Source organism: Anaerosporobacter faecicola, assembly GCF_012070565.1.
Taxonomy (GTDB): domain Bacteria; phylum Bacillota; class Clostridia; order Lachnospirales; family Lachnospiraceae; genus Anaerosporobacter; species Anaerosporobacter faecicola.
In genome coordinates, this window is sequence record NZ_JAAQRO010000030.1 from 94900 (window position 1) to 108855 (window position 13956).

Here is a 13956-nt window from a genome sequence, read left to right on the forward strand (position 1 = left end):
TTGGCAACATGTAAAAGAAGAATTAATCTTCTTTTACATGTTGTAAGAATTGCGTTGGCGTTAAGCCAACGCTTTTTTTGAAGGCTTTGCTAAAATGATACTCATCGCGGAAACCCACAACTCTGGCAATTTCATAGGACTTCATTGTTCCATGAAGAAGGAGCTCTTTTGCTTTGTTGATGCGTATAGTAAGCAAATAGGCAAAGATCGTAAAGCCAGTCTGCTTCTTAAAGATCCGATTGAGATAATCAAAATTCATGTTCATTTCTTTTGCAATCTGTTCCCCTGTTAGTTTCTCCTGATAGGATTTGCGAAGATAAGCAAGGAGTTCCTGGGTCTTTGACAGATGAACTGCCATGGAATGTTGCCCAGCAGGGTCACGAAGTACTTTATTGGAGAAATAATTGGATAACAGGGTTAAGATTTCAATCAGTTTACAGGAACAGATTAATTTAAAATGTTCATTTTGCTCTTCATAGGAAAAGATTGCTTCTTGAATTCCCTGTTCAACCTGCTCAAAGACTGACGAGTCGGTGATCCGTAAGTCTTTTGGTATGAAGAGACGGGATTTGGTATAAGGTTCATAACTGAGTGGATCACAATTATAGAAAAGTCGCTTATTGGCAAGCAATGTACTTTCAATGGTATCGAATTGGCTGCAGTCAAAGGTTGTAAAGGTATCAGCAGAAAAATGAATTGCGTAATAGTCACAGGAGGATTCTTGGTATCCCTCATGGGAAAAACCTGGTTCTAATAGAAGCATATCTCCTGCATGGAGAGCAAATTTTATGCCACGTTCCTGTACATATAGTGTACCAGAATGAATGAGGTAGAGTAGATATTCCTCTGAGTTGCGGTTATGATGAACCCAATGTTTTGGTGTTATTGTTCGACCGATATAAGATACTTTCGGCAGAAGATCCGTGTTGAGACAGAAATACATAGGTTTGCTGGCTCCTTTCTCTTTAGGTTTTGGCTATCGTTTTTATTCCTTACCTTTGGGGGCTTTTCAATTTTCATTATTGAGAAAAACGTAAGCTAACAAATTATAGTAGTTTATAGTATTTATATAAGTACTGTATCATAGTTCATGAGGGGTGTAAATTGTGAATTAAGTCGCTTAGATACAAAAAGTGTACGGTACAAGACATTTTGGATTGGCTTGGTTTGGAGTAGAATAGGGGTATGTTCAAAGCCAGCGTTACATAAATTCGGTGATCTGCATTATTAGCGAACGTATTATTTCGCTGGCTTTTGAATGGTACATAGAATAAGGACGTAGGGTAGTAGGTGTATAAGGATATATATGGGAAGAAGTATCTTTGTGTTTTGAAAAATAGTCGTTCAAATAGAGAGGAGAGTATAAGATGTATCAAGCAAGTGATAAACGATATGATCATATGAAATACAAGAAATGTGGAAATAGTGGGGTAAAATTACCTCGAGTGGCATTAGGGTTATGGCATAACTTTGGATCAGTTGATCCATTTGAAAATCAGAAGGCGATGGCTTTCGAAGCGTTTAACCAAGGAATTACTCATTTTGATCTGGCAAATAATTATGGACCAGTGTATGGTTCTGCCGAGGATAATTTTGGACGGATCATGGAAAGTGATCTTCGTCCGTATCGAGATGAGATGATCATCTCTACAAAAGCGGGGTATGATATGTGGCCAGGTCCTTACGGAGATGGCGGCTCTCGGAAGTATTTAATGTCAAGTATCGATCAAAGCTTAAAACGAATGAAAGTGGACTATGTGGATATATTCTATCATCATCGGTTTGATCCAGATACCCCATTAGAAGAAACGATGGGTGCTTTATCCGATATCGTGCGCCAAGGGAAAGCACTTTATGTGGGAATCTCCAATTATAATGCAGAACAGACGAAGAGAGCAGCAGAAATCTTGAAAGAAAATAAAACCCCATTATTCATCAATCAAGTCTGCTACAATATGATGAATCGTTGGGTAGAGGAGGATCATCTTCTTGACACATTAGCAGAAGTGGGAGCTGGTTGTATCTGCTTTAGTCCATTGGCACAAGGAGTTCTGACCAATAAGTATCTTCATGGGATTCCAGCAGGTAGCCGTGCTACAAGAAATCATTTCTTACACGAAGATAGCATAACACCTGAATTAGTTGGGAAGGTAACGAAATTGAATGAAATCGCTTTGAATCGTGGACAGACACTTGCGCAGATGGCATTATCTTGGGTATTACGAGATGGTGTAACAACCGTTTTAATTGGCGCAAGTCGGCCAGAGCAAATTAAAGATAATGTAGGAATTGTGGATCATCTGGAATTTACCTCGGAAGAATTGAAGGAAATCGATCGAATTTTAGCAGAATAAAGTTTTCATACAAGTTACCCAACACACTTCTGTAAGCAGGTTGCAAGGGTAGGAATGATTTCAAAAGAAACGGAACCGCCATCGAGTCGGCATTCTGCCTAAACTTAGGCTGGCTCCGTTTCCTGCCTTGCCTTCCTAGCTTATCTAGTAACCATTAAGAAGCTAAGATGTTCCGCTATTGTTCCTTCGTTATTGCTTACTCCCAGGGAAGCAGATTTGGGGAATATGGTCTGACTACCCAATTAAGCTTTATTCTTTGGACTCTGTTTTGACTGATTCGATTGATTCAATTGATTTGTATGCGTTGAATTCTTATCGATATCAGGAATATCGCCATCACCATATTCGCTATTCCAATCGTAATCTAGATTGATTTTATTTTCTGTCTTGTTCTTTTCTGATTTCTTTTCCATGTATGAAACTCCTTTCATAAAAACAGTAGTAAGGAAAAACAATTCCCTCCATAGTATTACAAAGTGAGTGAAAATTACTCCTAAAAAGTACCGCTAATATTATAGAACGGTGGGAGATAAGTACCATATACGTAAAATTGTAATTGGTATAAAATTACATAAAAATACTTATGCTAACTGGAGGAAATATGAATTATAAATTATGTAAAACCAAATTACCACTGTTCACATTAGCAGCAGAACTGCTTATATGTATTGTGGTAAGTGTTTTATTTGCTTTATCATTAAAGAATATGGATTTTGCAACTCCTAGTCTTTTGGAGAAAGCTACAGAGAATGATAGTATTACAGGGTGGTTAATAGCTCCCTCTATGATGCTTGACATGGTATCCCTATTGGTATATATCGTGATTGTTGCAGGGCCAGTTGTATTTTTCTTTAGCTGTATATTCAGCCTTGGGTGGAATATTGCATTCAATCACATGAATAAGGACCATAAAGTTTGGCTGGAAGTGGTAGCCGTATTACCTGCCTGTTTGAGTGCTTGTTATATGATTTACCTTTGCATTGTATTAGTAGTGGGGAATCTTATACCTGTTCTGCTCTTTATGATTCCTGCCCTTTTGCTATTGGCACATTCCGTGATTCAAGTTCGTGTATTTATGAAAGAGTTTCATCAAGAAGCTGCGTAAGAGAACGATTACAAACAGAGATCAGTTTTATTATTCTTTGGTTAAAGGTTTACTAGGGGAATAATAAAGCTGGTCTTTTTTATATGGTGGGGAAATCCTCCAACTTTCCTACTAAATAACCCTCATTGGGATGCGAACTCACACATAAGGGGAATGTCAGTTGAAGCTGACTGTGCTCGGCGGGGAGAACAAAGTGTATTTTGAAGCAGATAGCACGAGCGTGTACCAAGTACACGGCGTTTTAAAAATAAATCTTGAAATATAGACAGTAGTATGCTATAACAATGTTATATAACATTGTTATAGAAAGAAGGAAAATGATATGCCACCAAAAAATAAGGTCGAACGAGAACAAATCATTGATGCAGCATTTGAAATGATGCGACAGGAAGGTTTTGAATCCATTACCACAAGAAAGTTAGCTACGAAATTAGAATGTTCAACACAACCAATCTACTATATATTCAAAAATATGGATGAACTGAGAAAAGAAGTGTATGTGAAAGCACGTGCATTCTTTACGGAAGAAGTTCGTAAGAGCAAGAATACCAAAGATCCAGAATTCTTAGCAGCAGGTGTTGCTTATATTATGAAAGCGAAAGAAGAAAGTCAATTGTTTCGGTTTATAACGATGGGGAACAATTATTCGTTAGATGGAATTGAGGATTTGATGAAAGGAACGCATCTGCCAGATAAGGAAGCAGATCTATTTTTCAATATGTGGATCTATGCCCATGGTATCGCCGCTATTGTATCAGTGAATGATGTTAAAGTGGAGGAAGAGAACATTCGAAAAATCTTGCTGCGTGCAGCAAAAGGATTTGATGCATCCTACGAAACAAAATAAACAAAATAACGACTATAAAAAAGCAAAGGGGAGGAAAAAAATGAGTAACCAATTGAAAATAAATAAGGAAAGAACTTGGGTGTATTCACCTACACCAAAAATTATTATTAAGACAAGGATTAATAAGCGAATCAATGTTGAAGAACTAAAGAAAGCGATTGATAAAGCCATTCAGGTAAATGAGTTACTTCGGTGTCGGATTACATTTGATTCAAAGCAAGATACGTATTATCAAGTTCAAAAGCATATGGATTTTCCACTAGAAGAGTATACGACAGATTGGCAGGAAGTTGTGAAAAAAGATGAAAAGGAACCGTTTCGCCCAGAGAAAGGAAGTTTGCTGCGGTTTTATTATTCCCTTGGAGAGGAATGTACGGAACTCTTACTGATTGCACACCATTTGATGGGAGATGGTACGTCTTATGCGTATCTGATTAAGGACATTCTATTGGCATTGACGGGAAAAGAATTAACCCAGAAACCAGTTTGCCTTTATTCGATGGAGGACTTACCAAAGAAGAGTAAATTGGCATTGCCAATGCGGATTATGATGAAATTCCTAAATCGAAGTTTTGCAAAGACAGGGAAACATTTTACTACAGACGAATACTATACCATGGCAAAGAAGTATATGGAGAAGACCGATACAAGAATTGTTGTGAAAACATTTACAAAGGAACAATTCCAACAGATGAAGCAATATGGAAAAGCAAATGGGATTACCGTGAATACGCTTATTGTTACAGCACTGTTGCAAGCTGCCAAGGAAAAATCGGATATTGGACATGCAGTGAGCATTCGTAAGAAAGGGTACGAGGGCATGGGGAATTTCGCAACGGGGGTGTCTACCCAGAACCAATATGATCCTTCAAAAACTTTTCTTGGAAATGCGATGGATTTTCAGAAAAGTATGTATGAAAAACTGAACGATGAGAAAAAGAAGTATTTCCTTCTTCAGTTTATGGGTGGAATTACAGGAAGCTTACAGGATGCCATCTACTTTGCTGCATGTGATGGTTATGAGAATAAAACAGCAAAACAGTTTGCGAACATGTTTGGCTATATGGGAACACCAAAGGGAATCAGTGTGACGAATCTTACCAAGTTAGCAATTCCGCATACCTACGGGGATTTGGAGTTAGAAGAGTTTACCTTTGTACCACCCCTTGTATTAAACTCGAAACGAATTATTGGAATCGCTACCCTTGGAGAGACGATGACCATTACCTTACATATTAAGAAGGATGCGAGCGAAGAGGAAAATGTGGCATTCTTCCAAGAGGCAATGCATACGCTGGAATTTGCAACTTACTGATGTAAGAACGGTACCTGTTCAGAAAATTCGTTACTCTTTTAAAGGGAACAACGTCTATATAGGTGAAAGAAGTATTCATAGGAAGGAGGTACCGTGTGGACGATCAGGAAATAGTGGAACTTTATTTTAAGCGTTCGGAAGCAGCCATTGCAGAAACAGAGCGCAAATACAGCCAATACTGTAGTACAATTGCAAATAACATACTTCATTCCGTGCAAGAAGCAGAGGAATGTGTGAATGAAACATGGTTTAAAGCATGGGGCACGATTCCACCAAATCGACCTTTGCGCCTTTCCGTTTTTCTTGGAAAGATTACTCGAAATCTATCTATTGACCGTTATCGCAGAGCGAATAGGGAGAAACGTGGTTGTGGGCAAGTATCCCTTTGCCTGGAGGAACTTGCGGAATGTGTGGGATGTGGACAATCAATCACAGACGATATCGCACTGAAAGAGCTATTGAATCAATTTCTGAAAGAATTAAAACCAAAAGCACGGCGTGTATTTATGTTGCGGTATTGGTATATGTATTCTGTTAAGGACATAGGGGAGAATTGTTCGATGAGTGCAGGGGCTGTAAAGATGTCGCTTAAGCGAACACGTATGGCTCTAAAAGAATATCTTGAAAAGGAGGGGGTTCCGATATGAATAATAATGAAAAACTGTTGGACTTCATTGGTGATGTAGATGAGGACTTCATTCCTGAATTAAAGCAGCAGACAAAGCATCACACAAAGAAGAATCGTATAAGAACATGGATCACCACAGGAGGCATATGTGCAGCAGCGATGCTTGGATTATTCATATACCTTAGCAGGTATGTTGGTTTACCCCCTACCGATCAGCCGATTAACAGGATTTATCCTGCATTCGATTTGGAACCAGCCTCCAAAGAACTTGTTACCCTTTCTTCTCAGTTTGAAGCGGAATCAATGGGGTTTGAGGGATTGCTGGCATATGATATAGCGGAGCTTGCCAATCAAAATCCCTGGAGTGTAGATCAGAACCTTTCGTCTTTACCAGTGTTTCGAAATCTGTCATATACGGATAGTAGCAGTGGAGGGATAGCCGTATACCTCTCTGAAGAAGATATGAAAGTTATGGCAGAAAATGTAGCAGCTACCTTAGGAACATCTATAACTGGTACCCGTTATGAATATGTGAAGGATATAATGGGAGATGGAGTGAATGAGGAACTTGCTAATGCGCCATATTCCTATGAGGCAACTTGTGATGGGAAAAGTCTTGGAATCAAAGAAATCGAAATATCCATTTTCGGAAATGGGGATATTCGGATTGGATTTTCTGAAAGCATCCAGTTACCGAAACAATACAGTTTTACTCATAGCAATACCGACAATGAACAGGCAGATGATACGTTGCAATACCTGACAAAGAAATTCAGCAAGTTACTACAATTTGATTCCCCTACCACATATAGTTGGGCAGATCGGGATATCTATGGGGAAGAGAATCGAAGTTATTACGTGTACAATTCTTCAGAAGATACCGTAGAGAATATTCTTGGGTACAATTTTACCAGTGCTTCATTTGCTCCTGATGATCAGGGAAACTTGATGTTGATCTGGCTTACCAATGCCCTGTGTGCTTCGGAATGTCTGGGAGAATATCCAATTATAACAGCGGATACAGCACAGAACCTGCTTATCAAGGGAGAATATATTACCTCTGTTCCTACCGAGTATCTGAAGAATGGGGAGATTGCAGTAGATGATATTAAAAAAACAGAGCTAGTCTATCTGGTAGGACGAGAAGAATATTATCAACCGTATTATCGTTTTTATGTAGAACTTTCAGAGAACCATAATGGGGACCTACCCGAAGGATTGAAGGTTTATGGCGCATTTTACGTTCCGGCAGTAAGTGGAGAGTATCTGGTGGATTATCCGGCGTGGGATGGCAGTTTTAATTGAAGGAAGATGGAATATGTTTGCGTAAAAGTACGTTTCTTTTCTGAAAAGTACATGTTATAATGGAAATAACTGACTGAAAATTAGAGGCTGGACGGAAGACGGTTTATTAGAATTGCTGTTTCAGCTGAAGGAAGAAGAATACAAGGTCTTGAAAGTTTGTAAGGTGCAGGCTGTAGTGGATAAAAGAGTATGGTTTATCCGTATAAATAAAGATATGCATCAAGAGGGGAGTAACGAGTATAATGGAAGATGTACAAGAGGTGAAACAAATTACGAAAGAGGAAATGATTCAAGCGCAAGCTTGTACCCGAAAAATCTATCGTATTGGTCTTGTATTAATAAGTATTACAATCGGAATATGTGTGTTCCTAAATTTCAAGCTTCGAGTATCTTCACCAGTAGTGCTACCTGTTTGTATGGAGATAAGAGCAGAAACGGTGGATTCTGAGAATCAGACAGAGTCCGCTTCCTTTTATATCTATTATGTAAACAATCGTGGTGCCAAAGAGAAGGTAAATGCGGTTACATTTCCAGAGCATCCAGAATGGAAAGGGTATGGAATGGATGGGATAGATCCTAGCGCAACATTTACACCGTTTGTTGATTCATCAATTGTTTGGAGTTATGTGGATCGGTACGAAATTCATAGGATTTATGTGGAATTACAAAGCATTCCACTACAAGAAACCGTAGAGCTTAGTCAGCTGAATTTACATTGGAGCAATGGAAAGATTACAACCGAGGACATCGGGGAAATTGTCATCTGTCATGATGAAAACTTGTCGGAGGATTTGGATCAGTACTCTAGTTCAGGGGATTCAAGTGGCGTAACATCAGTTACTTGTAAAGCAAATACAGATATGACAATTCAATCGCTTCAATCAGAATTATTACCAGAAGATCTCATGGATCTTACTGTTACTGTGAATGGGGAAGAATATGAATTGCAGACGAATCCCCAATTTGATATACCGCTAAAAGCGGGAGAAGAAATTACATTAACATTTCGGGAAAATGAACTTTCAAATAGAATGGGTAAACCCAAATGGAATCAATTTACCTGTATGCCGAAATTAGTATATCGTACGTCAACAGGAGAAGACGGATATTGCCGTTTATGGGGAATCAATCAAGAACAGTATTGGCGAGACCAATGGAAACTATATAAGTATTGGAAAGAAGTCCAGAATTGAAATACGCAACATTTTGAGTTTGGTTGGTATAGATCGCATTGATCAGACACAATGTATGATAAGAAAGCAATGCATGAATAAGAAAGCAATGCAAGATAAGAAAGCAATTCATGAATAAGTAAGCAATGAAAGATAAGAAAGCAATGCATGATAAGAAGGAATGCATGAATAAGAAAGCAATGTAAGATAAAAAAGCAATGAATTATAAAGAATGGATCACATAGAGTTATATAAAAATGAGAATGAATAAGCAGGTTAAAAAAAGAACAGTTGAAAGGACAGGGGAGTTAGAATGACAAAAGCATTTAATTATATTGTATGGGGGCTAATATTTGCTACCTTTCATATTAATTTGGGTTCACTACAAATCCTACCAAGTTTTGTTGGCTGGATTTTCGTGGCAATCGGTATACGACAAATGATAAAGGTATTTGATGAACAAAAATTAAAGATGGCGTCTCACTTTAGTGAACTGCTGGCATTGATAACAGCTGTTGAATTGGTTGCTCCTGTTTTTGGGTTCTCAAGCACAACTCCGTTTCTTGGTTCCATTATTGTTTCTGTCGCTGAATTTATGTTTATCTACCGATTCTTCCAAGGTATCACTACAATCTTATTAAATACGGGGAAGATCCAATTGGCAGGTGATAATGAAAAGATGCTACGAAACTACCTAATCTGTCATATTGTTGGAATCATCGCAATGGGGATTATGACAATCAGTTATGATAATACGTTAGATGGAATTCTTGCAATCTATATGATTGTACTTCGCATCTATATCACATATCGAATGAACAAAACAGGCAAATTCTTTTTACCACAGGAACCACTTCGAAAATTCACGAAGGAACAAGAATTATAGTACAGTTGGCATGGTAGTGATTATAGGGTAGAATTATAAAAAAGTAAAAAGTACAAATAATGTTACGTAAGCTAGAGGAGAATTCATGAAGATAACTGTTTTATGTGTAGGAAAGATTAAAGAAAAATATTTTACCTTAGGGATAGAGGAATATGCAAAGCGATTAAGTCGTTATTGTAAATTAGAAATCATCGAAGTGCCTGATGAGAAGACGCCTGACAATGCCTCCGAGAATGAGGAACTCCAGATCAAAGCAAAAGAAGGCGACCGCATTCTGCGCTATATTAAGGATAATGCGTACGTAATCGCCCTCGCCATTGAAGGAAAGATGCTGACCAGCGAAGAGCTGTCCGAGAAGATGGAACAACTCGGGATCAATGGCGATAGTAATGTGGTATTTGTTATCGGAGGTTCACTTGGACTTGACAAGAGGATTCTTGATCGAGCAGATTATAAGCTAAGCTTCTCAAAGATGACTTTTCCACATCAGATGATGCGGATGGTGTTGTTGGAGCAGGTGTATAGGGGGTTTAGAATTATGAAGGGAGAACCGTATCATAAGTAAAACCCTTGTAAAATAAGGGGTTACACAACCCTAAAATCACGCTTGACTTCCGTTTGACTTCCATTATAAAAATCGTTCATTTGACTTCCGTTTAGTAAATCACTTTCTGACAAATGAGTGTATATATCAAGAGTTGTTTTTATGTCAGAATGACCTACCCACGACTGAACTGTTTTTATATCTATTCCAGCGTAGTAGCATTCTGATATAAAATTATGCCTAAATGAATGAGGAGTAATATCTGTACAATCAATACCGCACTTCTTTAATATATTTTTAAGTCTTTTTGATTGATTTGCAGGATATAAAGGTTTGTTATCGCCTATTGTAAACAATAAGTCATTATCATTCTTTAGACCGCTCACATATTCATATAACACTTTATATAGAGGAATAAGAATAGGCACTTTGCGTTTACCTGCTTCTGTTTTAGGAAATTGTTGTATAAATGGGTGTGTATCCACTTTTGTACTTACTGTTTTATTGATATCTATATACATGTCTTTAAAATTTATATCTGACTTGCATAGAGCGTTTATTTCGCTAACTCTTGCACCTGTGTAACGTAGCAGAAATAAAAATACCTTATCGTAAATAGGTAATTCTGCATTTTCAATTTTTTCTAATTCGACTTTTTCTAGTTTACGTTTTTCTGGTTTATTTCTAGGTATACTCATTCTTTTACATGGATTTTTCATAATGATATCATGATCCACACAATAGTTAAAAAACCTATTTAATATTATAAGTTTAAATCTAGCTGCTTCATTACCAGTTTTTCTAAATTCATATATTGCGTGTTCAATATGATACATTTTAATATCGTTCACTTTAAAACAACCTAGCTCGTTGTATATAGACGTGAATGAGTAAATGTATTTTCTTCTTGTGTTCTCTCTTATATTTGGTTCAACATCTATTTTGTACCATTCTTCCATAAGTTCTCTTAATGTTGCAATGTTTAGGTCGAGGTTTATCCCTTGCTCTAATTGTCTTTTTAGATTCATGTAGTTTTCTTCTAGTTGCTTAAGCGTCTTACCGTATACTGTTTTCTTTACTGGCTTTCCGTCCTTTATACCAATCGTTATTTGTTTTGCATAACGTCCATCTTTTCTCTTTTTTAATGATGCCATAATATCATTCCTTTCAAAATAAGTAATTGATATATATAAAGTAGAATGATATAATATTGTTGCAATAGAATATTATATCGTTCTTATAATAAAAAGCCCTTATTTTACAACAAGGGCTTTTTATTATTGAAAACCATAAAGCCATTCATATTCACTATTAAATATCTCTCGACTGTTGTCAGTATAAATTAATGGATTACGACGTTTTTTGCTATTTTTTATCTTGTAATACTCATTAACATTATCAGAAAGCATATCCCATATATGACAGTCGTCTTTAGTGTCACTATAATATGATTTTCTTTCAAAAGTATTGATCCTTTTTATCGCTGCGTCTTTAGATACATAAAATACTCCTAAAATATCATTTACACTAACTTCACCGTAAATACATTCCATTTTGTAAATAACATATTCTGGCATAATTAACTGAGCAGCAAAGAAGTGTGCTTCAATTTCTTCTTTTTCGGTATCTTGTGTATGCCCCATATAAATATGCCCTATTTCATGTGCGATAGTCCAGTTAATACGTGACTTACATAGTTCTTTGTTATAAAGTACTATGTACATACTGTCCTCTGGCAGTATTATTGTATAACCATCAACAAGTTTACCATTTTGATAGAAATCAGTAATTGGCTTGTTTACAGTTTTGGTATAATCTTGAATTGAATAGAAAAATATATTCTTATCATACAGTAGCTTCATTACATTAATTTTTGAAGATCTCAATTTCTGTTTTGCAAGAAGCTCTGTTGCGTTTTTTTGACAATTAAAAAAATCAATGTACAACTGTTTCCCTCCCTCATTTTAACCCCTTAGCTTTTAAAAATATATCAATAGAATTTTTAAAGTTATTTATTAGTGCTTCTTTTTCTTCTTCTGAGACATCTTCCATACTTCTACAAAGAACTAGCATCTCACGTTCCATCTTATCCTTAGCAGCATAGTCATTATTATTATCTTCTTTCTCACCATCTTTTCCATTAATAAGATAATCAACTGATACATTAAAGTAATCAGCTATTTTTTGCAATTTGTCCTGTTTTGGAACATATTTTCCTTGCTTCCACGATGTCAATGTAGCTGTAGTTATGCCTGTGTCTTTTGCCACTTTGTATGCTGTTATCCCCCTACTTTTAAGCAATTTTTCAAATATTTCATACATAATTATTACTCCTTCTTGCTAATATTTTAAAATAAGTTAGAAAAATTACTCAAAATTATGTTGACACACTTAGAAAACTATGCTAATATACATACATAGCTTAGATAACTAAGTTAAACATAACTTTGATTTCTTAAATAACTTTGTTTGGCAATATAAGTATATAAGGAATCTTAGCTAATGTCAAGCGTTTTTTAAGGGGGGTGATATATTGTATAAAAAATTCGAAGAATTATTGCTTAAAAAAGGCGTAACAGCTTACAAAGTGAGCAAATCAACTGGTATTGCTACAGCTACACTAACAGCGTGGAAGCAAGGAAAATATACTCCTAAAGCAGATAAATTGCAAAAAATAGCTGAGTATTTTGGAGTTGCTATTGAATATTTCCTTACAGAATAGGAGGTACATAATGAAAACAGAGATATGGAACGGTTATCAAATCCGATTTGTTGAGAAAGACGGAGAGTGGTGGGCAGTAGCTAAAGACATTACCGATGCTTTAGGTTTTAGAGACGCGAATGTTGCTACAAGAAAAATGCCTGATAAATACAAGGGTACGCACAAAGTACGTATCACATCAGATAAGGCGAAATCCCCAGAAACACAAGAAATGATAGTTCTCAATGAAAAAGGTCTATATCGACTAATCATGAGAAGCAACAAGCCAGAAGCAGAGGAATTTCAAGACTGGGTATATGAAATGCTCAAACAACTTCGACAGTCAACTGGTTTAGAGGGATTCCAAGTATTCCGTATGCTAGATAAGGAGCACCAGAAAGAAGCAATGGCAAAACTTAAACAGTCCTTAAAGAATCCAGTGCAAGTTAGCTTTATAAAGGCTAATACAATAACAAACAAGGCAATATCAACTAAATATGGTTATCCTAAGATGATTAAAAAGGCAGATATGACACCCAAAATGCTAGTTGAAAGGCAAGAGGTGCTTGATTGTACTGTTGAGTTGATGGGAGTTAAGGAAAAGTATGGACTAGATTTTTCCGTTAGCGACGAAGTTAACAAAGTTGTTACAAAACAGACACAAACAGCATGATGAAAGGTCGTGAACAGTCCATATGGAAGAAAAAATATTAAGTGTTATTGAGTATCTCAGAGAAAATTATCAAGCAAGCAAAGATATATGTGGAGAAGAAGACAACATTAACACAATTCCATCTAAAGAAGCATACAAGAACATGCTAGCAATCTACAGTGAATTAAAGTCAATAGGAATTATCAAGTGATATTGCATACTTGGAAACTGCGTAAGGAGGGATGCTATGCAAGCATTAACCGTAAATGAGCTTTCAGATAAATTCTCGATGTCTAGGAATCAGATAATAGAGATATGTAAAACAAAAGGTAGTCCAGCATTCAAGAAGGGCGTAGGGAAAACTAGTCCTTGGCTATGTTTCCCAGACAAGTTTGAAATTTTTTTGAAACAATTATCTGAAAAATACAAAGGGTAGAAAGGAGATCA

Annotated in this window: 18 protein-coding genes; 13 read left to right on the forward strand and 5 right to left on the reverse strand. The window is 36.6% G+C overall.

Features of this window, described 5'->3' with window-relative positions; all coding sequences use genetic code 11:
• Positions 1–22: 22 nt before the first annotated feature.
• Positions 23–943 carry an AraC family transcriptional regulator gene (locus HBB17_RS12930; RefSeq protein WP_167957914.1) on the reverse strand — a complete coding sequence of 307 codons (921 nt, stop codon included), beginning with the start codon at positions 941–943 and terminating at the stop codon, positions 23–25.
• 424 nt (positions 944–1367) lie between these two features.
• On the opposite strand from HBB17_RS12930, the gene mgrA reads away from it, so the two are divergent.
• Positions 1368–2354 (forward strand): L-glyceraldehyde 3-phosphate reductase, encoded by a 987-nt coding sequence (gene mgrA, locus HBB17_RS12935; protein WP_167957915.1) that lies wholly within the window; start codon positions 1368–1370, stop codon positions 2352–2354.
• A gap of 242 nt (positions 2355–2596) precedes the next feature.
• On the opposite strand, the gene HBB17_RS12940 is transcribed toward mgrA, so the two are convergent.
• Positions 2597–2767 carry a hypothetical protein gene (locus HBB17_RS12940; RefSeq protein WP_167957916.1) on the reverse strand — a complete coding sequence of 57 codons (171 nt, stop codon included), beginning with the start codon at positions 2765–2767 and terminating at the stop codon, positions 2597–2599.
• A gap of 188 nt (positions 2768–2955) precedes the next feature.
• On the opposite strand from HBB17_RS12940, the gene HBB17_RS12945 reads away from it, so the two are divergent.
• The 8 genes from HBB17_RS12945 to rlmH all read left to right on the forward strand — a co-directional run bounded on the left by HBB17_RS12945 (position 2956) and on the right by rlmH (position 10177).
• A complete protein-coding gene (locus HBB17_RS12945; protein ID WP_167957917.1) occupies positions 2956–3459 on the forward strand; it encodes a hypothetical protein in 504 nt (167 codons plus the stop codon).
• A gap of 322 nt (positions 3460–3781) precedes the next feature.
• Complete coding sequence (locus HBB17_RS12950) at positions 3782–4306, forward strand: TetR/AcrR family transcriptional regulator (RefSeq protein ID WP_167957918.1); 525 nt, start codon at positions 3782–3784, stop codon at positions 4304–4306.
• 40 nt (positions 4307–4346) lie between these two features.
• The gene (locus tag HBB17_RS12955; protein ID WP_167957919.1) at positions 4347–5621 is read left to right on the forward strand and encodes a condensation domain-containing protein; all 1275 of its coding nucleotides are present in this window, start codon (positions 4347–4349) and stop codon (positions 5619–5621) included.
• Positions 5622–5716: 95 nt separating this feature from the next.
• A complete protein-coding gene (locus HBB17_RS12960) occupies positions 5717–6268 on the forward strand; it encodes an RNA polymerase sigma factor (RefSeq protein WP_167957920.1) in 552 nt (183 codons plus the stop codon).
• Positions 6265–7554: a hypothetical protein gene (locus HBB17_RS12965; RefSeq protein WP_167957921.1), complete on the forward strand. Its 1290-nt coding sequence runs from the start codon at positions 6265–6267 to the stop codon at positions 7552–7554. The genes HBB17_RS12960 and HBB17_RS12965 overlap by 4 nt, the downstream gene beginning before the upstream one ends.
• 242 nt (positions 7555–7796) lie before the next feature.
• Complete coding sequence (locus HBB17_RS12970) at positions 7797–8747, forward strand: hypothetical protein (RefSeq protein WP_167957922.1); 951 nt, start codon at positions 7797–7799, stop codon at positions 8745–8747.
• Positions 8748–9039: 292 nt separating this feature from the next.
• Positions 9040–9612 carry a hypothetical protein gene (locus HBB17_RS12975; RefSeq protein WP_167957923.1) on the forward strand — a complete coding sequence of 191 codons (573 nt, stop codon included), beginning with the start codon at positions 9040–9042 and terminating at the stop codon, positions 9610–9612.
• 85 nt (positions 9613–9697) lie between these two features.
• Complete coding sequence (gene rlmH, locus HBB17_RS12980) at positions 9698–10177, forward strand: 23S rRNA (pseudouridine(1915)-N(3))-methyltransferase RlmH (RefSeq protein WP_167957924.1); 480 nt, start codon at positions 9698–9700, stop codon at positions 10175–10177.
• Positions 10178–10197: 20 nt separating this feature from the next.
• On the opposite strand, the gene HBB17_RS12985 is transcribed toward rlmH, so the two are convergent.
• From HBB17_RS12985 to HBB17_RS12995, 3 genes are all read right to left on the reverse strand, one after another.
• Entirely contained in the window at positions 10198–11310 is a 1113-nt protein-coding gene (locus tag HBB17_RS12985) for a tyrosine-type recombinase/integrase (protein WP_167957925.1), read from the reverse strand.
• Positions 11311–11433: 123 nt separating this feature from the next.
• Positions 11434–12102 carry an ImmA/IrrE family metallo-endopeptidase gene (locus HBB17_RS12990; protein WP_238483747.1) on the reverse strand — a complete coding sequence of 223 codons (669 nt, stop codon included), beginning with the start codon at positions 12100–12102 and terminating at the stop codon, positions 11434–11436.
• Positions 12103–12115: 13 nt separating this feature from the next.
• The gene (locus tag HBB17_RS12995) at positions 12116–12478 is read right to left on the reverse strand and encodes a helix-turn-helix domain-containing protein (RefSeq protein ID WP_167957926.1); all 363 of its coding nucleotides are present in this window, start codon (positions 12476–12478) and stop codon (positions 12116–12118) included.
• Positions 12479–12689: 211 nt separating this feature from the next.
• Between HBB17_RS12995 and HBB17_RS13000 the strand changes: the two genes are divergently transcribed.
• Genes HBB17_RS13000 through HBB17_RS13015 form a run of 4 tightly spaced genes read left to right on the forward strand, consistent with a single transcriptional unit; the run spans position 12690 to position 13945 of the window.
• Complete coding sequence (locus HBB17_RS13000; protein ID WP_167957927.1) at positions 12690–12878, forward strand: helix-turn-helix domain-containing protein; 189 nt, start codon at positions 12690–12692, stop codon at positions 12876–12878.
• 10 nt (positions 12879–12888) lie between these two features.
• On the forward strand, positions 12889–13530 hold the full coding sequence (locus HBB17_RS13005) for a BRO-N domain-containing protein (protein ID WP_167957928.1): 642 nt from the start codon (positions 12889–12891) through the stop codon (positions 13528–13530).
• A gap of 22 nt (positions 13531–13552) precedes the next feature.
• On the forward strand, positions 13553–13720 hold the full coding sequence (locus HBB17_RS13010; RefSeq protein WP_167957929.1) for a hypothetical protein: 168 nt from the start codon (positions 13553–13555) through the stop codon (positions 13718–13720).
• Positions 13721–13756: 36 nt separating this feature from the next.
• On the forward strand, positions 13757–13945 hold the full coding sequence (locus HBB17_RS13015) for a hypothetical protein (RefSeq protein WP_167957930.1): 189 nt from the start codon (positions 13757–13759) through the stop codon (positions 13943–13945).
• Positions 13946–13956: the final 11 nt, after the last annotated feature.

Excerpts from the sequence above, each read along its gene's own strand:
- mgrA (WP_167957915.1), top strand. The coding sequence starts at position 1,368 with ATGTATCAAGCAAGTGATAAACGATATGATCATATGAAATACAAGAAA.
- HBB17_RS12985 (WP_167957925.1), bottom strand. The coding sequence starts at position 11,310 with ATGGCATCATTAAAAAAGAGAAAAGATGGACGTTATGCAAAACAAATA.
- HBB17_RS12955 (WP_167957919.1), top strand. The coding sequence starts at position 4,347 with ATGAGTAACCAATTGAAAATAAATAAGGAAAGAACTTGGGTGTATTCA.
- HBB17_RS12975 (WP_167957923.1), top strand. The coding sequence starts at position 9,040 with ATGACAAAAGCATTTAATTATATTGTATGGGGGCTAATATTTGCTACC.
- HBB17_RS12945 (WP_167957917.1), top strand. The coding sequence starts at position 2,956 with ATGAATTATAAATTATGTAAAACCAAATTACCACTGTTCACATTAGCA.
- HBB17_RS13015 (WP_167957930.1), top strand. The coding sequence starts at position 13,757 with ATGCAAGCATTAACCGTAAATGAGCTTTCAGATAAATTCTCGATGTCT.
- HBB17_RS12970 (WP_167957922.1), top strand. The coding sequence starts at position 7,797 with ATGGAAGATGTACAAGAGGTGAAACAAATTACGAAAGAGGAAATGATT.
- HBB17_RS13005 (WP_167957928.1), top strand. The coding sequence starts at position 12,889 with ATGAAAACAGAGATATGGAACGGTTATCAAATCCGATTTGTTGAGAAA.
- HBB17_RS12940 (WP_167957916.1), bottom strand. The coding sequence starts at position 2,767 with ATGGAAAAGAAATCAGAAAAGAACAAGACAGAAAATAAAATCAATCTA.
- HBB17_RS12950 (WP_167957918.1), top strand. The coding sequence starts at position 3,782 with ATGCCACCAAAAAATAAGGTCGAACGAGAACAAATCATTGATGCAGCA.
- HBB17_RS12965 (WP_167957921.1), top strand. The coding sequence starts at position 6,265 with ATGAATAATAATGAAAAACTGTTGGACTTCATTGGTGATGTAGATGAG.
- HBB17_RS13010 (WP_167957929.1), top strand. The coding sequence starts at position 13,553 with ATGGAAGAAAAAATATTAAGTGTTATTGAGTATCTCAGAGAAAATTAT.
- rlmH (WP_167957924.1), top strand. The coding sequence starts at position 9,698 with ATGAAGATAACTGTTTTATGTGTAGGAAAGATTAAAGAAAAATATTTT.
- HBB17_RS12930 (WP_167957914.1), bottom strand. The coding sequence starts at position 943 with ATGTATTTCTGTCTCAACACGGATCTTCTGCCGAAAGTATCTTATATC.
- HBB17_RS12995 (WP_167957926.1), bottom strand. The coding sequence starts at position 12,478 with ATGTATGAAATATTTGAAAAATTGCTTAAAAGTAGGGGGATAACAGCA.